The sequence below is a fragment of the Pseudomonas sp. nanlin1 genome (assembly GCF_045571515.1).
GTDB lineage: Bacteria > Pseudomonadota > Gammaproteobacteria > Pseudomonadales > Pseudomonadaceae > Aquipseudomonas.
In genome coordinates, this window is sequence record NZ_CP124218.1 from 661,041 (window position 1) to 681,079 (window position 20,039).

Genomic DNA, 20,039 nt, shown 5'->3' on the forward strand with positions numbered 1-20,039 from the left:
AACCTGCCATGCCTACCCGAGTCGTCAGCCTGGTATCAATCGGCGCCCATCCCAGCTCCGGGCGCCCGCGCCGCGCCGAGCAAGACGCCCGCGCGGTAGAGCTGGGCCTGCAACTGGCAGGGGAGCACTTACAGGTGCTGCATGCTGGCGATGCCGAGGACGCCACGTTACGTGCTTACATGGGGATGGGGTTGGCGCGCTTGCACGTGCTGGAACAGCCTGCCGGTAGCGATGCATTGCCTGCACTGGCCGATTACCTACGCAGCGCAGAAGCACAGGTGGTTCTCACCGGCAGCCAGGCCGAGACGGGTGAGGGATCGGGGATGTTGCCGTTCCTGCTCGCCGAGCGCCTGGGCTGGCCGATGGTGGTAGGCCTGGCCGAAATCGAGTCGATCGATAATGGCGTGGCACAGGTGCTACAAGCGCTACCGAGGGGCCAGCGGCGGCGCTTGAAAGTTCGCTTGCCGATGCTCGCCACCGTCGACAACGCCGCACCCAAGCCTCGGCAAAGCGCCTACGGCCCAGCGCAACGGGGTGAGTTGGCGGTGAGCGAAGTGGCGATCGTCGAGGACACATTGTGGGCCACAGCCCAGTTGCAGGCCGCCAAACCCCGGCCCAAGCGTTTGAAAGTGATCAAGGCCAAGAGTGGCGCCGACCGTATGAAAGCCGCCACGGCCAAGGCCACGGGCGGCGCTGGGCAGGTGCTGGTGGGCGGCACCGCCCAGGCGGGTGCCGAGGCGATCTTGCAGATGCTGGTGGAGGAAGGGGTGGTGCGCGGGTAGCTGGTCGATCTGCCAGTTACTTCAGGGCGAGCGCTGTAGCAGCCTAGCCGTCTTGCCGTGGGGACAGAGGGCTTGGCATGGGCGCGACATCACTGCTTATGACAGACGCCAGCCAAACGGTATTGGCCCGCGAGCACGATGGCCCCTGCGAACCTTTGCGTTACGACCCATGGGGGGCACGCGCGCCGACGGTGGGCGAGGGCTCAGCCATGGGCTTCAATGGCGAGGCGCTGGAGCGCAACGTGCCTTTGTATTTGCTAGGCAATGGGCGGCGTGCTTACCTTCCCCAGTTGAGGCGTTTCAGCAGGCCCGATCCTTTGTCGCCTTTTGGTATAGGGCAGCTCAACCCTTATGGGTATGTGCTGGGCGACCCGGTGAATCTGCGCGACCCGACCGGGCTTAAGCCTCAACACATCACGGCGATCTTGTCGATTGTTGCTCATGGGCTGATCACTTTACATAGTTTAGTGCCCGTTGCGATTCCTCTTTTGCTGGGTAGAGCGATCCCCAGGGCGACGCAGCTAGGCACGGCGTTTGGTCTGGCGGGCTCGGCAATGACGATCACCGGATCGTCCATGACCCTAGCCGACCATCCAGACGCCCTCCTGGTCACCCAAATTGGCACGGGGCTTTCAATTACCGGTTCTATTTTGAAACTCCCGGAAGCTGGTGCGAAGCTGAAAGCAGCCATCAAAGACTACAAAGCGGACAGGCTAGCCAAAGCTGAGCAGAGGCGTTTGGAGCTCCAAATGAGTCCCCGAACATCGACGACCTCTGATCTTGCTCTTTCTAGTGAGCGAGTAACTAAGGACCTCGTCGCAGCCAGTAGTCAGGTCGCAACGGAAATGGTTCTCTTACCAGTGAATGCAGCGACTCTGGCGGTGGGAACGGTTTATAACTCAGGGCCGGCGCCAGAGGCGGCGAAAGACGCCATGAGAATGGGACCTGCCCCGAGCGAGCGCTGGTCTGTTGCCAGTCAAGCACGGCATATTCGGCGATTAGGGGTGGGTAGTGGAAACCGCCGTAAGCGTTAAACCCCCGCCCAAAAAAAACCAGAACCGAAGTTCTGGCTGATCTTGGAGCAAACAGTGCCGTTCAAGGCTTACAGCGCGTTGTAGATGTCCGCCATGTCATCGGCGTGCTCTTCTTCCTGCGCCAGAATGTCTTCGAAAATGCGTCGGGTGGTCGGGTCTTTCTCGCCGATGTACTGGATGATCTCGCGGTAGCTGTCGATGGCAATCCGCTCGGCTACCAGGTCTTCGTAGACCATCTCTTTAAGGGTATTGCCCGCCACGTACTGGGCGTGGGAATTTTTGCTCAGGTTGTCCGGGTTGAAGTCCGGCTCACCGCCCAGTTGGGTGATGCGTTCAGCCAGCTTGTCGGCATGTTCCATCTCTTGCTCAGCGTGCTCAAGAAACTCAGCAGCCGCCACACTGGCCTTGATGCCATTGGCCATGAAGTAGTGGCGCTTGTAGCGCAGAGTGCACACCAGCTCAGTGGCCAGCGACTCGTTGAGCAGGCGCAGAATTTCTTCACGGTCACCGGCGTAACCTTCGGTCACTGCGCCTTGGTCCACATTGGTGCGGGCGCGTTCGCGCAGGGTGTTAACGTCGGTCAGTTGTACGTTGATCATCACAATCTCCAGGCTAATACGGTTAGCCGTCGCGCTCTGTTGAAGCCGAAATCGGGTTCCCGGCGCGATCGGTACGTAAAGTCTGAGTGGCGGGCGTCACGAAAAGTTTTATCAAAATGTGTGATGACTCTGCTTCCCATGCGCCGCCTTACTGAGCGGGTTACAGCGCTTTTTCGTTGGTCTTGCGCTGTTCGCAGGTCATAAAGCCTTTGCTGTGGACATGGCCGGTGCTATCGAAGCTGACGTAGTACGGCTGCTGATGGCCTTCGCGGTTCAGCACGTAGTTATTGCAGGTGCCATGAACGGTGTTGGCGGTACCGTCGACTACGGACGAAGGCGTGCCACCAATGGCCATGACTTGTTGCATGGTCATGCCAGGCTCAACCTGCTTAACCAGTGGCTCATTGCGGAAGGTCACGTAGTCCACCGGGTTCGGCGGGGTGGTGCCGCAACCGGTCACTGCCGCCAATACGAACACTGTCGCGAGGGTTTGCTTGAACATGGTGTTGCTCCTTCAGATAGCCATTAGTGGCCTTGTGCTCTGTTTGAGCGCTTTGGGCGATGGAGAGTTCGATCGATTTGCAGGCTTTTGCCGCTGTATCAGCCATAAAAAGGCTATCCCCGCCTGGCCGTCGCGCCTTGCCTAAGCCCCTGAAGGAAAAACAGTTCGGGCCGATACCAAGAGTATGGCGCTGCCCCTCTGGGGCTGGCAGACTGCCAATCCTTTCAAGCTGTTCGTCCTGAGGCTGTATGCCCACGTTTTCTCAGCGTCACGTGTTGATCGCCAGCTGGATACTCGTGTTCGGCGGGCTGCTGCTGGTCTTGCCCTTGCGCCTGCTGCCCAGCCTGTTGGCAGGGCTGTTGGTGTTCGAGCTAGTGAATATGCTCACCCCGCAATTGCAGCGTTTGATTGCAGGGCGCCGGGCCCGCTGGTTGGCCGTAGCTTTGCTAGGTACGCTGGTGGTTAGCGTGCTCGCGTTGATTTTCGCTGGGGTCATCAGCTTCGTCCTGCACGAAGCAGAAAACCCTGGCGCGTCGCTGGACAAGTTTATGGGCGTGGTCGACCGAGCCCGTGGGCAATTACCGCCGTTTATCGACGCCTACCTGCCCGCCAGTGCCGCCGAGTTTCGGGTGGCCATCGGCGCCTGGCTGGGTAAACACCTGAGTGAACTGCAATTGATGGGCAAAGACGCCGCCCATATGTTCGTGACATTACTGATCGGCATGGTGCTGGGGGCAATCATCGCACTGCAGCAAGTGCCCGATGCTTCTGCTCGCAAGCCATTGGCGGCGGCGCTGTTCGAGCGCTTGAACCTGCTGGTCAAAGCGTTTCGTAACATTGTGTTCGCGCAGATCAAAATCTCCCTGCTCAACACCTTCTTCACCGCGATTTTCCTCGCAGTCGTGTTGCCGATGCTGGGCATCAAGCTGCCGTTGACCAAAACCCTGATCGTGCTGACCTTCCTACTGGGGTTGTTGCCAGTGATTGGCAACCTGATCTCCAACACCCTGATTACCATCGTCGGCCTGTCCCTGTCGATCTGGGTGGCGATGGCGGCACTGGGTTATTTGATCTTGATCCACAAGGTCGAGTACTTCCTCAACGCACGGATCGTCGGTGGGCAGATCAGCGCGCAGTCGTGGGAGCTGTTATTGGCTATGTTGATCTTTGAGGCCGCCTTTGGCCTGCCCGGCGTGGTCGCCGGGCCGATCTATTACGCGTACCTCAAGAGCGAGCTTCGCCAGGCTCAGTTGGTTTAGCCGTAGCGCTTGCGCGCTTCGATGGCCAGGCCGCTGCCGATGCTGCCGAAGATATTGCCTTCGACATGCTGGGCATTGGGCAGCATGGCCGCCACGCTCTGGCGTAGGGCCGGGATACCACTGGAACCACCGGTAAAGAACACCGTGTCGACCTGCTCGACGCCCACCCCGGCAGTGCCCAACAACTGCGAGACACTGCCACGCACCCGCGCCAGCAGCGGGTCGATGGCAGATTCGAACAGGGCGCGGCTCAACTCGACGCTTAGGCCCGGCTGAATACGGTCCAAGGGTACGTGGCGCGATTGGGCCTCGGTCAGTTGGATCTTGGTTTCTTCGACTTCCATAGCCAGCCAATGCCCGGCGCGTTGTTCGATCAGCTTGAACAGCCGGTCGATGCCATCGGTGTCTTGAATGTCGTAGCGCATGCTGGCCAGGGCCAACTGGGACTTCTGCGAGTACACCGAATTGATCGTATGCCAGGTGGCCAGGTTCATGTGCAGGCTGGTGGGCATGAACGCTTGGCTCTTCATGCGGCTGCCGTAGCCGAACAGGGGCATGACCCCCTGTAGGCTGAGCTGCTTGTCGAAGTCGGTCCCGCCGATGTGCACACCCCCGGTGGCCAAGATGTCGTCGTGGCGTTCGGCGATATCGCGGCGTTGGGGGGACAGACGGACCAGGGAAAAGTCCGAAGTACCGCCGCCGATGTCGACGATCAGTACCAATTCTTCACGGTTCAGGGTGGATTCGTAATCGAAGGCCGCTGCAATCGGCTCATATTGAAACGATACGTCGGTAAAGCCGATCTTGCGCGCGACCTCGGCCAGGGTGTCTTCGGCCTCTTGGTCAGCGGCCTGGTCGTCATCGACAAAATGCACCGGGCGGCCCAGCACCACTTGGTCAAAGGCGCGCCCGGCGTTGTGCTCGGCGCGCTTTTTCAGTTCACCGATGAATAAACCGAGCAAGTCCTTGAAGGGCATCGCCGTGCCCAGCACACTGGTGTCATGCTTGATCAGCTTGGAGCCCAGTAGGCTCTTGAGCGAGCGCATCAGGCGGCCTTCATAGCCTTCCAAGTATTCGTGCAGGGCCAGCCGGCCATACACGGGGCGCCGCTCCTCAAGGTTGAAAAACACCACGGAGGGCAGAGTGATCTTGCCATCCTCCAGCGCGATCAGCGTGTCCACGCCCGGCCGATGCCAGCCCACAGTAGAGTTGGAGGTGCCGAAATCGATACCGCAGGCGCGGGCTGGGGCTGAGTTTTCCATGTGTGCATAGCTTCCGATTGAAAACGGCCGCGCAGTGTATGTCAGTCACAGGCAGAATCAAGGCCGGTGATCGCCTTGAAAGCCCGCCGCTTGCCCCAATCTTCTGAGCAATCTTCAGGCGCGCTCGCATTTACCGGCCCAAGTCTTCAACTGCGCCGCCGAGCCGCCGATAAACTTCCACTGCCATGCCGGGTCTGAGACTTGCAGACCGGCTGCGCGATTTGCGAATACGGATGGTGAATGCTCAATGGATTTTAAAGACTATTACAAGATACTGGGCGTAGAGCCAACGGCGGATGACAAGGCGATCAAAGCGGCCTTCCGCAAGCTGGCGCGTAAGTATCACCCCGATGTGAGCAAGGAAAAGGACGCCGAAGCTCGTTTCAAGGAAGCCAACGAGGCTTACGAAGCACTCAGCAGCCCTGAAAAGCGCGCCGAATACGACGAGCTGCGCAAGTACGGCCAACACGGGCGGCCATTCCAGGGCCCGCCGGGCTGGCAAGGCCGCGGGGGGGCAGGGCCTGAGGAAAGCGCCGGGGATTTCTCGGACTTCTTCAGCTCGATCTTCGGCCAGAACGGCCGTGGCCCCAGCGGTGGGCCGTTTGGTCGCGGCGGCCACCAGCGGGCAGGCGCCCGTAAGGGGCAAGACGTTGAAATGAGCCTTGCGGTGTTTCTGGAAGAGACCCTGTCGGGTGAATCCAAGCAGGTCAATTTCAAAGTGCCGCAGCACAATGCCGCTGGCCAGCGTGTGGCCGACATGACCAAAACCTTGAATGTGAAGATTCCCGCCGGTGTCGCCGACGGTGAACGCATTCGCCTCAAAGGCCAGGGCGCGCCCGGGGGCGCGGGCGGCGCAGCGGGGGACCTGTATCTGACCATTCGTTTTGCCCCGCACCCGCATTTCGAGGTCGAAGGCCATAACTTGGTCATCAGTGTTCCTCTGGCGCCCTGGGAATTGGCCCTTGGTGCGAAGGTGGCGGTGCCGACGCTGACCGGCCGCATCAGCCTGACCATTCGCCCTGAAAGCCAGAACGGTCAACGCCTGCGGATCAAAGGCAACGGTCTGATGGGCAAGGATGGACAACGCGGTGACTTGTTCGCGCAGCTCAAGGTGCTGATGCCGCCACGGGTCGATGACAAAACCCGTGGGGCATGGGAACAACTGGCGCAGCATTCAACGTTCGACCCGCGCCTTAACTGGGGCAAGTGAAGCGCTGAGCGGCGTCAGGAAGGACGCCGTTCGAGGGTCGACAGGTCAATGCGCAGGTCGCCTTTGACCGCTACTCGGCCTCCACCAGGAGCCTTGAGCAGTTCTCCGGTATCGCGATAGATACCGAAATGGGCTTCTTTGAACACATCCTTGATGCGCACCCCGGTGGTTCCGGTCAATTCTGCGAGCCCAGGTGCAGCGCCCTGCTCGAAGGCATGCATATTGTTCACCAGGGCGATCCATTTGCCATGGGGCGTTACGCTCTGGTGAGCCTCGATGAGTTTATAGCCGAAATACTTGACCATGCGTTGGCTGTCCGCTGCCGAGCCATTGACCAGGCCTTGATAGCCGTAGGCTGCCGAGCAGTTGAGCGCGCGCACTTTCACCGCCTGGCGCCGTGCCTCTTTGATCAGTAGTGTCAGGTTGGCGTGCTCGGCGTTGAGCGAGTCCAGGCGCCCCAGGGCCTGTTTCAACTCGGGCGTCATGACCCGCGTGTGCAGGTACACATCAAGGAATTCCTGTTGCAGGTCGCTGAGCAGAGCGTCGATGTAGAGGGTATGCACCCCTAGGCTTTTCAGTTCGCCGAGGTTCTTGATCAGCAACTTCTTACTGGCGATCGAGCCGCTTTCTTCCCCTAGCACTACGCCATGACTGTGCTTGTAGAGGCGTTTGAACAGCCCGCTAGGCTGTAACGTGTCCGGAAGTTCCGGCAAGCGTGGCCGCGGGGCCAGGATCGGCGCCTGCAGATACTCTTGGCTGTGGGTAGCCAGTGAGCGGCGCAAGGTGAAGAGCTGCTCCCGGGTCGCGGCCAGGGTGGGTTCGAGATTGACTACATCGATCAGCGGCGGCGCCTGGATTCCCAGCAGGTCGTGCACCACGGCTTTGAATTGATTGGGCACATGGTATTGCTCAAGTGCACGCAGCCTTTCGGTACCGACGGAAAAGCTGTTCTCGATGTCGGACACCGGTTCCGTCGACGAAGCTTCCGACGGCGTCATATTCAACGGCGCTTCGTGGCGGACCCACTCACCGAGTACATCGCGATCAATGGGCCAACTGCCGAAAAAGTGCTCTGGTTTGGCCGGGTCGACGATCACCCATTGGTCCATCGAGTCGATGTAGCGCACTTTGTAGGTGCCGCCTTGGAGGCGAACGAACATGTCGTAACGGTTACGCACGTAGACCCCTCGATAGCGGCCAGTGCCCAGGAGTGCTTCTTCAAGGGCATCGTGGGTACGATAGCGGCTCAGCTCTGCCGGCCCGGTGGGTGCCAACTCGGTCATCTCAAAGCTTTCCGGGGCGACGGTCTCCAGAGTTGCCAGGTCGTTCAGCAACTGCTCGTCCGGGCCGCGCAGGGCTGGGGCGGTGAACAGCACAGCGATGGTTTCACCAATGAGGCGGCGCAGGGCGAGCTTACGCTCTTGGGCCGTATCACCGTTGAGCATCCGCTCGCTGCTCAAACCGATGCCCAAGAGGCCCACCCCCAAGGTAACGCCCGCCAACACCGCGTCACCCGGCGCGAGCCCGGCGGACAAGCGCAGAAACGCCGCTAGCTCGATATTGAAGATGCGCAGGCGCAGTTCTCGATTGGAACTGAGCAGGGTTTCACTGTTGTCGATGTCCTGCTCGCGCAGGGTGCGCTGCAGGTAGGTGAAAACGTCTTCGTTGTGGTCGTAGGCCGCGCGCAACACGAGTTTTTGACTAGGTGACCACGGGGTATCGCGAATACTGTCGAGTGTTTCTGCCAGGGAACGCCGAATCAGGGTGTCTTGGGCCTCCTTGAGGCTAAAGTGTTCGAGCAGGCGTTGTCGCAGGTCTGGGCGCGCCGCCTGGGTTCGGAACCATTCATAAACGTCGCCGGTGCCACCAAATTTGAGCAGGCGGCCACTGGAAAAATACAAGTAATTATATTTCGAGGTCGAGAAGCCAATGATGCCTTTTAGGGCGAGCCCGTTGATGTGCGGGATGAACAACTGGTCGTAGTGCTCAGTTAAAACTTCTTTTCTGAGCATCGTTAAGTCGGGCGGCAGCTTGATCAAGCCGGCGGCCAAGTACGCCAGGTGCCTGAGGGCGCTCAGGTCAATGACGCCGGTTAAATAGGCGTGGAACAGGGTCTTGAAGAACAGGCTCTTGGCGAGAAGCCGGCCGTTACCGTTGTTGGCTTCGTAGAATTGTTCGAGTTTAGCGCGGTAAAGCGTATTGAAATCCAGGTCCCAGAGGGCTTGTAACACCGCCTTGGGCAACATTTTGACTTCGTTGCGCTCGTCATATTGGCCGTGTTCGGCGTCGTTCAGGTAAAACCCGCTGTTGAGGTTCAAGTCGAAACGGTTGATCTGGTCCTGCACCGAGAAGCGTTGAATAACCAATTGGGTCAGGGTCAGGCTCTCTTCGGGCTGACCGTGGTGCTCCCAGCCAGTGAAGGTCAGCGTGCTGCTATTGGATTGCGCGAAACGGTGCCAGTACACGCGGTCAGGGTCGAGGGTCTGGCCTGTGTAGCGGGTGATCAGCTCGCTGGCCGCCTGTCGAGCACAGGTTTGGATATCGGGGTAATCCTCGGCGTAAGCGTTACCGATGCGCTCGAGTTCTGCGGCACTGTCCTGTGGAGATGTCGTTTGGGTATCGGGCATGGTGGTCTCTCGGGTGAAGTGGGCGAGAGACCATCATGGCGAGCGGGCAGGGCGTGGCAGTGTTAGATAAATCTATGCGTGGAATCAGAACAGAAAGTAGCGCTGGGCCATGGGTAGCACTTCTGCCGGTTCGCACCAGAGCAGTACGCCATCGGCTTTGACCTGATAGGTCTGTGGGTCGACGTCGATAGTCGGCAAATAGTCGTTATGGATCAGGTCGGTCTTCTTCACATCCCGACACCCCTTGACCACGGCGATGCGTTTCTTCAGGCCCAATTGCTCGGGCACCCCGGCGTCCAGAGCGGCCTGGCTGATAAACGTCAGGCTGGTGGCGTGGCGCGAACCGCCGTAGCTGGCGAACATGGGGCGGTAGTGCACGGGTTGCGGGGTCGGGATGGAGGCGTTGGCATCGCCCATCAGGCTGGCCGCAATGGCACCTCCCTTGAGGATCAACGTAGGCTTCACGCCAAAGAACGCCGGGCGCCAGAGCACCAGGTCGGCCCACTTGCCCACTTCCACCGAGCCTACTTCGTGGCTGATACCGTGGGTAATGGCCGGGTTGATGGTGTATTTGGCGATATAGCGCTTGACCCGAAAGTTGTCATTGGCCGGGCCGTCGCCTGGCAATGCGCCGCGTTGTTTCTTCATTTTGTCAGCGGTCTGCCAGGTGCGTGTCAACACCTCGCCTACCCGGCCCATGGCTTGGCTGTCGGAGCTGATCATGGAGAACGCGCCGAGGTCGTGGAGAATATCCTCGGCGGCGATGGTCTCGCGGCGGATCCGGCTTTCAGCGAACGCTACGTCTTCGGCAATGCTGGGGTCCAGGTGATGGCAGACCATCAGCATGTCCAGGTGCTCGTCGATGGTGTTGCGCGTGAACGGCCGCGTCGGGTTAGTGGAGCTGGGCAACACATTGGCAAAGCCGCACGCCTTGATGATGTCGGGCGCGTGCCCGCCGCCAGCGCCTTCAGTGTGGTAGGTGTGGATCGTGCGGCCTTTGAACGCCGCCAGGGTGGTTTCGACGAAACCCGACTCGTTGAGGGTGTCGGTGTGAATGGCCACCTGGACGTCGTACTGGTCGGCCACGCTCAGGCAGTTGTCGATGGCGGCGGGCGTGGTGCCCCAGTCTTCATGCAATTTAAGGCCGATGGCCCCGGCCTTGACCTGCTCGATCAGCGGCTCGGGTAGGCTGGCATTGCCTTTGCCGGTAAAGCCGATGTTCATCGCAAAGGCGTCGGCGGCTTGCAGCATCCGCGCCATGTGCCAGGGCCCGGAGGTGCAGGTGGTGGCGTTGGTGCCGGTGGCTGGGCCGGTGCCGCCGCCGATCATGGTGGTGACGCCACTCATCAACGCTTCTTCAATTTGCTGCGGGCAGATGAAATGAATGTGCGAATCGATGCCGCCGGCGGTGAGGATCATGCCCTCTCCGGCGATCACTTCGGTGCTGGCGCCCACGGCAATGGTGACATCCGGTTGGATGTCCGGGTTACCGGCTTTGCCGACGGCGGCGATGCGGCCATCCTTGAGGCCCACGTCGGCCTTGACGATGCCCCAGTGGTCGATGATCAAGGCATTGGTGATCAGTGTATCGACCACCTCGGCGGCCAGCCCTTGGCCCTGGCCCATGCCGTCGCGGATCACCTTGCCGCCCCCGAACTTCACTTCTTCGCCATAGGTGGTGAAGTCTTTTTCCACTTCGACCCAGAGGTCGGTGTCTGCCAGGCGCACTTTGTCGCCAACGGTGGGGCCGAACATGTCGGCATAAGCTTGACGGCTGATTTTCACGAAGGCCTCCGAAGCAGTCGCGCGCCAGGCGCTGCGCACTGCAATTAAACGCAAATTAGGGGTGGGCGCCAATGACGATCAAAGATCGCCCATTATCCGCCCCGCAAAGCCGAAGACGCGGCGCAGCCCGGCCAGGTCGACCAGCTCGACCTGGCGGCTTTGGCCCGGCTCGAAACGTACAGCCGTGCCCGCCGGGATGTTCAGGCGCATGCCACGGCTGGCGGCGCGGTCGAAGGTGAGGGCGTCGTTGGTTTCGAAAAAATGGTAGTGCGAGCCGACCTGGATCGGCCGGTCGCCGCTGTTGGCCACTTCCAGCGTGCAGGTGCGGCGGCCGGCGTTGAGTTCGATTTCACCGGGCTGGATCTGGTATTCGCCAGGGATCATTCGGTCGCTCCTCAGAGGGTCTTGTAGAAAAAGGCGGTTGCGTTGTACTGGCCGTCAGGCCGACAGGCGAAGTCTGGGATTTCCCCGGCCCGGCTGTAACCGGCCGCGCGGTAAAAGGCTTCTGCGGCCGAGCCGGCTTCTGTGTCGAGGTACAGCAGGCCGCGCTGGTATTGCCGTGCAGCCAGCTCCACGGCGTTCATCAACTGTTGCCCCAGGCCTCGGCGTTGGGCCTGGGCGCGTACCATCAGTTTTTGCACTTCGGCCCGGTTCAGGCCGTTGGCCCGCTGGCAGAGCTCCAATTGCGCGCTGGCCAGGACCCGTTCATCGGCCACCACCACCCACAGCACCAGGTTGCCCTGGGCCACCCTTGCTTTGACGTCGTCGAAGTAGTGTTCGGCCTGGCGGGCATCGATATCTTCGAGAAAGCCGACAGAGGCCCCCTGCCCAACGGCATCGAGCAATAACTCGACCAGCCCCTGCCGGTAATGGGCGAAGCTGTCTGCCGAAACGCGACGCAACTGGGCAGCATTCATGGGGGTTACTCCGTGGGCGTGGCGCTTGGCTGGGCGTCGGGGGTTAGGTTCAGTTGCATGAAGGTCAGGTCGAGCCAGCGCCCGAATTTGCTCCCCACTTGGGGCATCTGCCCAGTGATGACAAAGCCCAGGCGCTGGTGCAGCTTGATCGAGGCCTGGTTGCCGCTTTCGATGGCGGCAACCATCACGTGCTTGTCGCCCTCGCGCGCGGCATCGACCAAGGCACTCAGAATCAGCGTGCCCAGCCCATTGCCGCGTTGGTCGGCACGCACATACACCGAGTGCTCGACCGTCTGGCGAAACCCTTGAAACGGCCGCCAGTCGCCGAATGAACCATAGCCCAGCACCTCGCCCTGGGGGTCGACCACCACCAGTACCGGGTAACCTTGGGCTTGGCGTGCCGCTAGCCAGGCTTGGCGGTTGGCGAGGTCGACCGGTTGTTCGTTCCAGATGGCCGTGGTGTTGCGCACGGCATCGTTGTAGATGTCGCGCACGCTGGGCAGGTCATCGGGCAGGGCGTTGCGGATGCTGTGGGTCATGGCGCGCCTCACACGATCGGTTGGTGCACGGTGACCAGTTTGGTGCCGTCCGGGAAGGTGGCCTCGACCTGGATCTCGGGAATCATTTCGGGCACCCCTTCCATGACCTGTTCGCGGCTGAGCAAGGTGGTGCCGTAGTGCATCAGTTCGGCGACGGTTTGGCCATCGCGAGCGCCTTCGAGCAGGGCGGCGGAGATCAACGCCATGGCTTCCGGGTAGTTCAGCTTGAGGCCACGGGCCAGGCGCCGCTCGGCCACCAGGCCGGCGGTGAAGATGAGCATTTTGTCTTTTTCGCGGGGTGTCAGGTCCATGGGTGCTCTCGAGTAAAGGGTGGGCGAGCGGGGTTCAATGGCGCAGGTGGCATGGGCTCAGGTGCTCCAGATCCGTGGCGCCAGGGCCGGGCGGCCCAGCAGCGCCGGGCGCAGCAGCGTCCACAGGGCGATTAGCCAGGCCCGCGCGTGCAACGCCTCGCTGGCCAGGCAGCGGGCGACCAGCAGCCCTGGCAGTTGGCTGAGGTCGCCGCGGACCTGGCTGGGCAAGCTGCGGCATTGCTCCAATAGGGCAGCGTCGACTTCACCGGTGATCAATAGCGTAGCGAACACTGGCTTGCCGTCCAGGCCAATGGGCGAATCGAGCAGGCCGTCGCCGCCTTGCACGCGTTGGCGCTCGTGCCATAGCAACTGACCATCACGGCGAATATTCAGGCGCGCTTGAAAATGGCCTTGGTCGAAACGCTCGGCGCTGGCGGGGCGGCCCAGGGCAACGATGTCCCAGTAGCACAGGCGGGCGTCACCTTGCAGCTCGATGCGGGTGTCCAGCTCGGCCTGGGCGGCGCTGTAGACGATCGTCTCTTGGGGCAGCCACTCCAACGTAGCGCCGGCCTCGACCGTGAGGGTCAGGGTTTGATAGGCCGGGCTGGCGGCGCGGTACCATTTGGCCGCACCAGGGCTGGTCAACTGGGCCCAGGCTTGGGCGCCCACGGTGGCACGGATGTCGAGGCCGTCACCGCCGGCGATACCGCCGGGGGGGTGGACGATGATGTGCTGACACACCTGCGGGCCTTCGGCGTACAGGTGCTTTTGCACGCGCAATGGGCCCTTGTGCCGGCGTAACACCGGCCGTGTGGAGTCGGCGAAACGGGCGTAGCCCAGCTCCAGCTCGGCTTGCCAGCTGGGCGTGAACAGGGCAGTGCCAACGGGTACATTCATGGTCGAGTCTGTTCGCAAATCAGTGCAGGTTAAATGGTTACCAGGCCGCGCACACCTTCGGCTTCCATGTTTTCGCCGCGGCCTTGCTGGACGATCTCTCCGCGTGACATTACCAGATATTGGTCAGCCAGCTCGGCGGCGAAATCATAGAACTGTTCCACCAATAAAATGGCCATGTCGCCCCGCGCGGCCAACTGCTTGATCACCGCACCGATCTCTTTGATCACCGATGGCTGAATACCTTCGGTGGGCTCGTCGAGGATCAGCAAGCGCGGGCGGCTGGCCAGGGCCCGGCCAATCGCCAACTGTTGCTGCTGGCCACCGGAGAGGTCGCCGCCACGGCGCTGCTTCATTTGCAGCAGCACGGGGAACAGCTCGTAGATGAACGCGGGCACTTCCTTGGCCTGGGAGCCGGGAAAACGCGACAGGCCCATCAAGAGGTTTTCCTCAACACTCAGCCGGGGGAAAATTTCCCGGCCCTGGGGCACGTAGGCGATGCCTGCATGCACCCGTTGGTGGGTTTTGCTGGTAGTAATGGGCTGGCCTTCCCAGGTGACCTGGCCCTGTTTGGCCGGCAACAGGCCCATCAGGCATTTGAGCAAGGTGGTTTTGCCCACGCCGTTGCGCCCCAGCAAGCAAGTGACTTCGCCGACTTTCACGTCGAAGGAGAGGCCGCGCAGGATGTGGCTACCGCCGTAGTATTGGTGAAGATTGTCGACTTGCAGCATGAATGACTCCGTTGAATAGGGGGCAGGCACCTACGACACTCAGCGGCCTAGATACACTTCGATCACTCGCTCATCGGCCTGCACCGTTTCCAGTGAGCCTTCAGCCAGCACGCTGCCCTGGTGCAGGACGGTGACATGGTCGGCAATCGAACCAACGAAACCCATGTCGTGTTCCACCACCATCAACGAGTGCTTGCCCGCCAGGCTTTTGAACAGCTCGGCGGTGAATTCGGTCTCGGCGTCGGTCATGCCGGCCACCGGTTCGTCGAGCAACAGCAATTGCGGGTCTTGCACCAGCAGCATGCCGATCTCCAGAAACTGCTTCTGCCCATGGGAGAGCAGGCCGGCAGGGCGGTGTTGGGCTGCGGTCAGGCGGATGGTGGTCAGCACTTCATCGATTCGCGTGCGCTGTTCACCACTTAGAGTCGCGCGCAGGCATGCCCACACTGACTTGTTGGCTTTCTGAGCCAGCTCCAGATTCTCGAACACGCTCAGGGCTTCGAACACCGTCGGTTTCTGGAACTTGCGGCCAATCCCGGCCTGGGCGATCTGCACTTCGCTCATGTGCGTCAGGTCCAGGGTTTCGCCGAACCAGGCTTTGCCATGGCTGGGCCGGGTCTTGCCGGTAATCACGTCCATCAGCGTGGTCTTGCCCGCGCCATTGGGGCCGATGATGCAGCGCAGCTCGCCGGCGCCGATGTACAGGTTAAGGTTGTTCAGCGCCTTGAAACCATCAAAGCTGACGCTGATGTCTTCCAGGGTCAGGATGGTGCCGTGGCGCACGTTCAGCCCGCTGCCGGCCCGCTGCCCCAGGCCGATGGCGTCGCGGCTGGTGCCTGCATCGCCATTGGGGTCGAAGGCCGGTTCCAGCATGAAATCGGCGGTGGGTGTGATTCTCATGATTCCCCCCTTTTCTTCAGCAGGCCAATGATGCCCTTGGGCAGATACAGCGTGACGCCAATGAACAAGGCCCCGAGAAAGAACAACCAATATTCCGGGAAGGCCACGGTGAACCAGCTCTTCATGCCATTGACCACGCCGGCGCCGAGCAAGGGTCCGATCAACGTGCCACGCCCGCCCAGGGCGACCCAGACCGCGGCTTCGATGGAGTTGGTGGGCGACATTTCACTGGGGTTGATGATGCCGACCTGCGGCACATACAGCGCCCCGGCCAGGCCGCACAGCACCGCGCTCAAGACCCAGACGAACAGTTTGAAGCCACGCGGGTCGTAACCGCAGAACATCAAACGGTTTTCGGCATCGCGCAGGGCCGTCAACACCCGACCGAACTTACTCTGGGCCAGGCGCCACCCGGCATAGAGGCTGGCGAGCAGCAGCAATACCGTTAGCAGAAACAGGACGGCCCGGGTGCCTTGGGAGGTAATGCTAAAGCCCAAGATACTGCGGAAGTTGGTGAAGCCGTTGTTGCCGCCGAAGCCGGTTTCATTGCGAAAAAACAGGAGCATGCCGGCGAAGGTCAGCGCTTGGGTCATGATCGAGAAATACACGCCTTTGATCCGCGAGCGGAACGCGAAGAAGCCGAATACCAGGGCCAACAGCCCCGGCGCGAGCACCACCAAGCACAGCGCCCAGAGAAAATGTTGAGTGCCGAACCAATACCAGGGCAGTTCGCTCCAGGAAAGAAAGGTCATAAAAGCCGGTAGGCCATCACCGGCGGCCTGACGCATCAGGTACATGCCCATGGCGTAGCCGCCCAGTGCGAAGAATAGGCCATGGCCTAGGGAAAGCAGCCCGGCATAACCCCAGACCAAGTCCAAAGCCAGGGCCACGATGGCGTAGCAGAGGATCTTGCCGACCAGGGTCAAGGTGTAGGCCGACACCTGTAACGGGTGATCTGCCGCCAACAGCGACAGCGCGGGCAGTGCCAGCAGTATCAGTAGCAGCAACGCGCCGATCGCCAGGGTCAGGCGCGGGCCGGCTTTTTGCGTGGCGGTAAGCAATAGGGGTTGGCGCATCAGTCAATCACCCGTCCTTTAAGCGCGAAAAGGCCTTGCGGACGTTTCTGGATAAACAGAATGATCAGCGCCAGGATCAGGATCTTGCCCAGCACGGCGCCGATCTGCGGTTCGAGGATCTTATTAGCGATGCCCAGGCCGAAGGCCGCCGAGACGCTGCCAGCCAGTTGCCCGACGCCACCTAGCACCACCACCAGGAATGAATCGATGATGTAGCCTTGGCCCAGGTCCGGGCCAACGTTGCCGATCTGGCTCAGGGCTACGCCACCGAGCCCGGCGATGCCCGAGCCCAGGCCGAACGCGAGCATGTCGACGCGCCCGGTGGGCACCCCACAGCAGGCGGCCATGTTGCGGTTTTGCGTCACGGCCCGCACGTTCAAGCCCAGGCGGGTCTTGTTCAGCAGCAGCCAGGTCAGCACTACCACACATAACGCGAAAGCAATGATGACGATACGGTTGTAGGGCAGCACCAGGTTAGGCAACGCCTGAATGCCACCCGACAGCCATTGCGGGTTGGCCACTTCGACGTTCTGGGCACCAAAGGCCAGGCGCACAGCCTGGATCAGCATCAAGCTGATGCCCCAGGTCGCCAACAGGGTTTCCAGTGGGCGGCCGTACAGGTGGCGAATCACCGTACGCTCCAGCGCCATGCCGATCAGCGCGGTGATAAAGAACGCCACCGGCAGGGCGATCAGCGGGTAAAACTCCAATGCCCCCGGTGCCAGGCGCTGTACCAGCATCTGCACGACATAGGTGGAGTAGGCCCCCAGCATCAGCATCTCGCCGTGGGCCATGTTGATCACCCCCAGCAGGCCAAAGGTGATAGCCAAACCCAGCGCCGCCAGCAACAGGATCGAACCCAGGGAGAGCCCACTGAACGCCTGGCCGAGCAGCTCACCGATGAGCAACTTGCGCTTGACCTGGGCCAGGCTGGTCTCGGCGGCGGTGCGCACGCCCGGGTCGGTTTCTACGGCGGGGTCGAGCAAGGTTTCCAGGCGGGTGCGGGCCAGCGGATCGCCGGTTTCGCCCAGCAGCCGAACGGCCGCCAAGCGCACCGCGGGCGCTGGGTCGACCAATTGCAGGTTGGCCAGGGCCAGGCTCAAGGCGGCCTTGACCGTTTCGTCCGCTTCGGCGGCGGTTTGCCGGTCGAGCAAGGCCAGTTGGCTGGGCAGTGCGCTGCGTTGCAGCTGTTGCGCCGCCGCCAGGCGTACGGCGGGCTCGGCTGCGAGCAACTGGTGGCTGGCCAGGGTGCTTTCCACCAGGCCGCGCAGGCGGTTGTTCAAACGCAGTTTTCGTAAGGGTTCGGCTGGGGCGCCAGCGCCATCGGCGGCGACCATTTGCGTGTCGGTTTCGATAAAGGCCTGCTTGTTGGCGTCGGCGGCCACGCGGCCGTCCTGCAGCGCGAGCAAGAATGGCAGGCGTTCGGGCAGCGGTTGCGCGGCCCAGGTTTCCAGCAGTTTGGCCTGCTCGGAAGAAGAAGCAGCGACAAAGTCGCCCGCGTCACTGCCATGGGCGAGCCAGGGCAGCATGAAGACGCAAGCGAGCAGCATTCGGTAAAGGGACATGTGGGCGTCCTGAGCGGCAGCAGCGGGGCAGTTTCACAGCGACAGGCCCCCGCAGAGGGGGCCTGTGCCTTGGGTCAGTTGCTCTTGACGGCGTGGTCCGGCTTCTTGTCGTTGCCTGGGATGTAAGGGCTCCAAGGCTGCGCGCGGATCGGCTGTTCGGTCTGCCATACGACGTTGAACTGCCCGTCGTCCTGGATTTCACCAATCATCACCGGCTTTTGCAGGTGGTGGTTGGTTTTGTCCATGGTCAGGGTGTAACCCGACGGCGCCTTGAAGGTCTGCCCCGCCATGGCCTCACGCACTTTGTCGACATCGGTGGACTTGGCCTTGGTGGCCGCTTGCGCCCACATGTGGATCCCCACATAGGTGGCTTCCATGGGGTCGTTGGTCACGGCTTTATCGTTGTTCGGCAGGTTTTTGGCCTTGGCGTAGGCTTTCCAATCCGCTACGAATTTCGTGTTGACCGGGTTATCCACCGACTGGAAGTAGTTCCAGGCCGCCAGGTGGCCGACCAGCGGCTTGGTGTCGATGCCGCGCAGTTCTTCTTCGCCCACCGAGAAGGCCACTACTGGCACGTCGGTCGCCTTCAAGCCCTGGTTGGCCAGCTCTTTGTAGAACGGCACGTTGGAGTCGCCGTTGACGGTAGAGATGACAGCAGTTTTGCCACCGGCCGAGAACTTTTTGATGTTCGACACGATGGTTTGGTAATCCGAGTGACCGAACGGGGTGTAGACCTCTTCGATGTCTTTATCGGCAACCCCTTTGGAGTGCAGGAAAGCGCGCAGGATCTTATTGGTGGTGCGCGGGTAGACGTAGTCGGTACCCAGCAGGAAGAAGCGCTTGGCCGAGCCGCCGTCTTCACTCATGACGTATTCCACCGCTGGAATCGCCTGCTGGTTCGGCGCCGCGCCGGTGTAAAAGACGTTCGGCGACATTTCTTCGCCTTCGTACTGAACCGGGTAGAACAGCAAGCCATTGAGCTCTTCGAACACCGGCAGGACCGATTTGCGCGACACCGAAGTCCAGCAACCGAAGACCACGGCGACTTTGTCCTGGGTCAGCAATTGCCGGCCTTTCTCAGCGAACAGCGGCCAATTCGACGCCGGGTCGACCACCACCGGCTCCAGCATCTTGCCGTTGACACCGCCCTTGGCATTGATTTCATCAATGGTCATCAGCGCCATGTCTTTGAGCGACGTCTCCGAAATGGCCATGGTGCCCGACAGCGAGTGGAGGATGCCGACCTTGATGGTTTCGGCGGCCTGAATGGTCCAGCTCATACCCATGGCCGCAATCGATGCGGTGAGGGTGAACGCCTTGATCAAACTGCGACGCTTCATTGATGCAATCTCCATATACGAGTTTTTGTGTGGGGCAGATGGCGACTCTTGGATTTGCGATTGCAAAGGGTGTGCCGCAGGCGCGGGGGTGCGCAGCCATGCGGCGCTGCGCGCGTGGCTGGGCCCTGCGTGGTCTAAATTGGCGCATGTAAGCAGGGGTGGTGCAGGGCCATGGGCTGTTTTGGTGCGCCTCGATGACCAGGCCGCACCTGACCCCAACTGCGGCGCTTCATAGCAGCGCCAATGGGCTTAGCGGGGTTGTTTGACCACTTCGACCTGTACCTGCAGGGCCCCGGCTTTTTCAAAATGCAGCGTCAGCGGAAATTGCTGGCCATCCTGCAATAGGCTGCGGTCTTCAGGGGCGATCAGCATCACGTGGTAGGCCATGGGCGCGAAGGTCACCGAGGCGCCTGCGGGGACATTGACACCCGTGACCGGCTGCATTTTCATCATGCCGTCGCGGGTGACGTGCTCGTGCAGGGCGGTCTGCGTGGCGATGGGGCTGTCGACGCCCAGCAGGCGGTCGGCATTCATGCCACGGTTTTCGATGACGAAATAGGCCGCTACCGTCGGCGCGTTGGGCGGTAGTTCCTGGGACCAGGGTTGGCTCACCTGCAGGTTGCCGACGCTGTAGGTCTGGGCGTAGGCCAGGCCAGAGGTCGAGAGCAGCAGGGTCAGCACGGCGAGCGAGCGAAAGGCGTTCATG

General features: G+C 61.3%; 20 protein-coding genes. 4 read left to right on the top strand and 16 right to left on the bottom strand.

Going from position 1 to position 20,039, the window contains the following annotated elements; genetic code table 11:
- Nucleotides 1-8 precede the first annotated feature (8 nt).
- Nucleotides 9-782 carry an electron transfer flavoprotein subunit beta gene (locus QCL65_RS03105; RefSeq protein WP_407314780.1) on the top strand — a complete coding sequence of 258 codons (774 nt, stop codon included), beginning with the start codon at nt 9-11 and terminating at the stop codon, nt 780-782.
- A 98-nt stretch (nt 783-880) separates the two neighbouring features.
- Nucleotides 881-1,816, top strand: a complete 936-nt coding sequence (locus QCL65_RS03110; RefSeq protein ID WP_407316653.1) for an RHS repeat-associated core domain-containing protein — start codon at nt 881-883, stop codon at nt 1,814-1,816.
- Nucleotides 1,817-1,884: 68 nt separating this feature from the next.
- Here QCL65_RS03110 and QCL65_RS03115 read toward each other — a convergent pair whose 3' ends face one another.
- Both QCL65_RS03115 and osmE read right to left on the bottom strand, forming a co-directional pair.
- Nucleotides 1,885-2,415: a bacterioferritin gene (locus QCL65_RS03115; RefSeq protein WP_407314782.1), complete on the bottom strand. Its 531-nt coding sequence runs from the start codon at nt 2,413-2,415 to the stop codon at nt 1,885-1,887.
- A 160-nt stretch (nt 2,416-2,575) separates the two neighbouring features.
- Nucleotides 2,576-2,917 (bottom strand): osmotically-inducible lipoprotein OsmE, encoded by a 342-nt coding sequence (gene osmE, locus QCL65_RS03120; protein WP_407314784.1) that lies wholly within the window; start codon nt 2,915-2,917, stop codon nt 2,576-2,578.
- 248 nt (nt 2,918-3,165) lie between these two features.
- Here osmE and QCL65_RS03125 point away from each other — a divergent pair, with 248 nt between their 5' ends.
- Complete coding sequence (locus tag QCL65_RS03125) at nt 3,166-4,176, top strand: AI-2E family transporter (RefSeq protein ID WP_407314786.1); 1,011 nt, start codon at nt 3,166-3,168, stop codon at nt 4,174-4,176.
- Here QCL65_RS03125 and QCL65_RS03130 read toward each other — a convergent pair.
- Nucleotides 4,173-5,438, bottom strand: a complete 1,266-nt coding sequence (locus QCL65_RS03130; RefSeq protein WP_407314788.1) for an Hsp70 family protein — start codon at nt 5,436-5,438, stop codon at nt 4,173-4,175. The genes QCL65_RS03125 and QCL65_RS03130 overlap by 4 nt on opposite strands.
- 247 nt (nt 5,439-5,685) lie before the next feature.
- Between QCL65_RS03130 and cbpA the strand changes: the two genes are divergently transcribed.
- A complete protein-coding gene (gene cbpA, locus QCL65_RS03135) occupies nt 5,686-6,648 on the top strand; it encodes a curved DNA-binding protein (protein ID WP_407314790.1) in 963 nt (320 codons plus the stop codon).
- 14 nt (nt 6,649-6,662) lie between these two features.
- On the opposite strand, the gene QCL65_RS03140 is transcribed toward cbpA, so the two are convergent.
- The 13 genes from QCL65_RS03140 to QCL65_RS03200 all read right to left on the bottom strand — a co-directional run bounded on the left by QCL65_RS03140 (nt 6,663) and on the right by QCL65_RS03200 (nt 20,038).
- The gene (locus QCL65_RS03140) at nt 6,663-9,275 is read right to left on the bottom strand and encodes a membrane-targeted effector domain-containing toxin (protein WP_407314792.1); all 2,613 of its coding nucleotides are present in this window, start codon (nt 9,273-9,275) and stop codon (nt 6,663-6,665) included.
- Nucleotides 9,276-9,359: 84 nt separating this feature from the next.
- A complete protein-coding gene (gene ureC / locus QCL65_RS03145; protein WP_407314794.1) occupies nt 9,360-11,060 on the bottom strand; it encodes an urease subunit alpha in 1,701 nt (566 codons plus the stop codon).
- Between the two features lie 78 nt (nt 11,061-11,138).
- Entirely contained in the window at nt 11,139-11,444 is a 306-nt protein-coding gene (locus QCL65_RS03150) for an urease subunit beta (protein ID WP_407314796.1), read from the bottom strand.
- Nucleotides 11,445-11,455: 11 nt separating this feature from the next.
- Nucleotides 11,456-11,977: a GNAT family N-acetyltransferase gene (locus QCL65_RS03155; protein ID WP_407314798.1), complete on the bottom strand. Its 522-nt coding sequence runs from the start codon at nt 11,975-11,977 to the stop codon at nt 11,456-11,458.
- 5 nt (nt 11,978-11,982) lie between these two features.
- The gene (locus QCL65_RS03160; protein WP_407314800.1) at nt 11,983-12,516 is read right to left on the bottom strand and encodes a GNAT family N-acetyltransferase; all 534 of its coding nucleotides are present in this window, start codon (nt 12,514-12,516) and stop codon (nt 11,983-11,985) included.
- An 8-nt stretch (nt 12,517-12,524) separates the two neighbouring features.
- Nucleotides 12,525-12,827, bottom strand: coding sequence for an urease subunit gamma (locus QCL65_RS03165; protein ID WP_407314802.1), 303 nt, complete (start codon nt 12,825-12,827; stop codon nt 12,525-12,527).
- Between the two features lie 57 nt (nt 12,828-12,884).
- On the bottom strand, nt 12,885-13,724 hold the full coding sequence (locus tag QCL65_RS03170) for an urease accessory protein UreD (RefSeq protein WP_407314804.1): 840 nt from the start codon (nt 13,722-13,724) through the stop codon (nt 12,885-12,887).
- Between the two features lie 29 nt (nt 13,725-13,753).
- Nucleotides 13,754-14,452 carry an urea ABC transporter ATP-binding subunit UrtE gene (gene urtE / locus QCL65_RS03175; RefSeq protein WP_407314806.1) on the bottom strand — a complete coding sequence of 233 codons (699 nt, stop codon included), beginning with the start codon at nt 14,450-14,452 and terminating at the stop codon, nt 13,754-13,756.
- A 39-nt stretch (nt 14,453-14,491) separates the two neighbouring features.
- Complete coding sequence (urtD, locus tag QCL65_RS03180) at nt 14,492-15,352, bottom strand: urea ABC transporter ATP-binding protein UrtD (protein WP_407314808.1); 861 nt, start codon at nt 15,350-15,352, stop codon at nt 14,492-14,494.
- Nucleotides 15,349-16,428 carry an urea ABC transporter permease subunit UrtC gene (gene urtC / locus QCL65_RS03185; protein WP_407314810.1) on the bottom strand — a complete coding sequence of 360 codons (1,080 nt, stop codon included), beginning with the start codon at nt 16,426-16,428 and terminating at the stop codon, nt 15,349-15,351. The genes urtD and urtC overlap by 4 nt, the downstream gene beginning before the upstream one ends.
- Nucleotides 16,428-17,993: an urea ABC transporter permease subunit UrtB gene (gene urtB / locus QCL65_RS03190; RefSeq protein WP_407314813.1), complete on the bottom strand. Its 1,566-nt coding sequence runs from the start codon at nt 17,991-17,993 to the stop codon at nt 16,428-16,430. The genes urtC and urtB overlap by 1 nt, the downstream gene beginning before the upstream one ends.
- A gap of 74 nt (nt 17,994-18,067) precedes the next feature.
- Nucleotides 18,068-19,333, bottom strand: a complete 1,266-nt coding sequence (gene urtA, locus QCL65_RS03195) for an urea ABC transporter substrate-binding protein (protein ID WP_407314815.1) — start codon at nt 19,331-19,333, stop codon at nt 18,068-18,070.
- Between the two features lie 249 nt (nt 19,334-19,582).
- Nucleotides 19,583-20,038 (bottom strand): copper chaperone PCu(A)C, encoded by a 456-nt coding sequence (locus QCL65_RS03200; RefSeq protein ID WP_407314817.1) that lies wholly within the window; start codon nt 20,036-20,038, stop codon nt 19,583-19,585.
- Nucleotide 20,039: the final 1 nt, after the last annotated feature.

What these genes read in the sequence shown, in the direction of transcription:
- osmE (WP_407314784.1), bottom strand. Translation starts at nt 2,917, where the DNA reads ATGTTCAAGCAAACCCTCGCGACAGTGTTCGTATTGGCGGCAGTGACC.
- QCL65_RS03160 (WP_407314800.1), bottom strand. Translation starts at nt 12,516, where the DNA reads ATGACCCACAGCATCCGCAACGCCCTGCCCGATGACCTGCCCAGCGTG.
- QCL65_RS03165 (WP_407314802.1), bottom strand. Translation starts at nt 12,827, where the DNA reads ATGGACCTGACACCCCGCGAAAAAGACAAAATGCTCATCTTCACCGCC.
- urtD (WP_407314808.1), bottom strand. Translation starts at nt 15,352, where the DNA reads ATGAGAATCACACCCACCGCCGATTTCATGCTGGAACCGGCCTTCGAC.
- QCL65_RS03140 (WP_407314792.1), bottom strand. Translation starts at nt 9,275, where the DNA reads ATGCCCGATACCCAAACGACATCTCCACAGGACAGTGCCGCAGAACTC.
- QCL65_RS03110 (WP_407316653.1), top strand. Translation starts at nt 881, where the DNA reads ATGACAGACGCCAGCCAAACGGTATTGGCCCGCGAGCACGATGGCCCC.
- QCL65_RS03150 (WP_407314796.1), bottom strand. Translation starts at nt 11,444, where the DNA reads ATGATCCCTGGCGAATACCAGATCCAGCCCGGTGAAATCGAACTCAAC.
- QCL65_RS03130 (WP_407314788.1), bottom strand. Translation starts at nt 5,438, where the DNA reads ATGGAAAACTCAGCCCCAGCCCGCGCCTGCGGTATCGATTTCGGCACC.
- QCL65_RS03105 (WP_407314780.1), top strand. Translation starts at nt 9, where the DNA reads ATGCCTACCCGAGTCGTCAGCCTGGTATCAATCGGCGCCCATCCCAGC.
- urtC (WP_407314810.1), bottom strand. Translation starts at nt 16,428, where the DNA reads ATGCGCCAACCCCTATTGCTTACCGCCACGCAAAAAGCCGGCCCGCGC.
- urtB (WP_407314813.1), bottom strand. Translation starts at nt 17,993, where the DNA reads ATGTCCCTTTACCGAATGCTGCTCGCTTGCGTCTTCATGCTGCCCTGG.
- QCL65_RS03200 (WP_407314817.1), bottom strand. Translation starts at nt 20,038, where the DNA reads ATGAACGCCTTTCGCTCGCTCGCCGTGCTGACCCTGCTGCTCTCGACC.
- QCL65_RS03125 (WP_407314786.1), top strand. Translation starts at nt 3,166, where the DNA reads ATGCCCACGTTTTCTCAGCGTCACGTGTTGATCGCCAGCTGGATACTC.
- QCL65_RS03170 (WP_407314804.1), bottom strand. Translation starts at nt 13,724, where the DNA reads ATGAATGTACCCGTTGGCACTGCCCTGTTCACGCCCAGCTGGCAAGCC.
- urtE (WP_407314806.1), bottom strand. Translation starts at nt 14,452, where the DNA reads ATGCTGCAAGTCGACAATCTTCACCAATACTACGGCGGTAGCCACATC.
- urtA (WP_407314815.1), bottom strand. Translation starts at nt 19,333, where the DNA reads ATGAAGCGTCGCAGTTTGATCAAGGCGTTCACCCTCACCGCATCGATT.
- QCL65_RS03115 (WP_407314782.1), bottom strand. Translation starts at nt 2,415, where the DNA reads ATGATCAACGTACAACTGACCGACGTTAACACCCTGCGCGAACGCGCC.
- QCL65_RS03155 (WP_407314798.1), bottom strand. Translation starts at nt 11,977, where the DNA reads ATGAATGCTGCCCAGTTGCGTCGCGTTTCGGCAGACAGCTTCGCCCAT.
- cbpA (WP_407314790.1), top strand. Translation starts at nt 5,686, where the DNA reads ATGGATTTTAAAGACTATTACAAGATACTGGGCGTAGAGCCAACGGCG.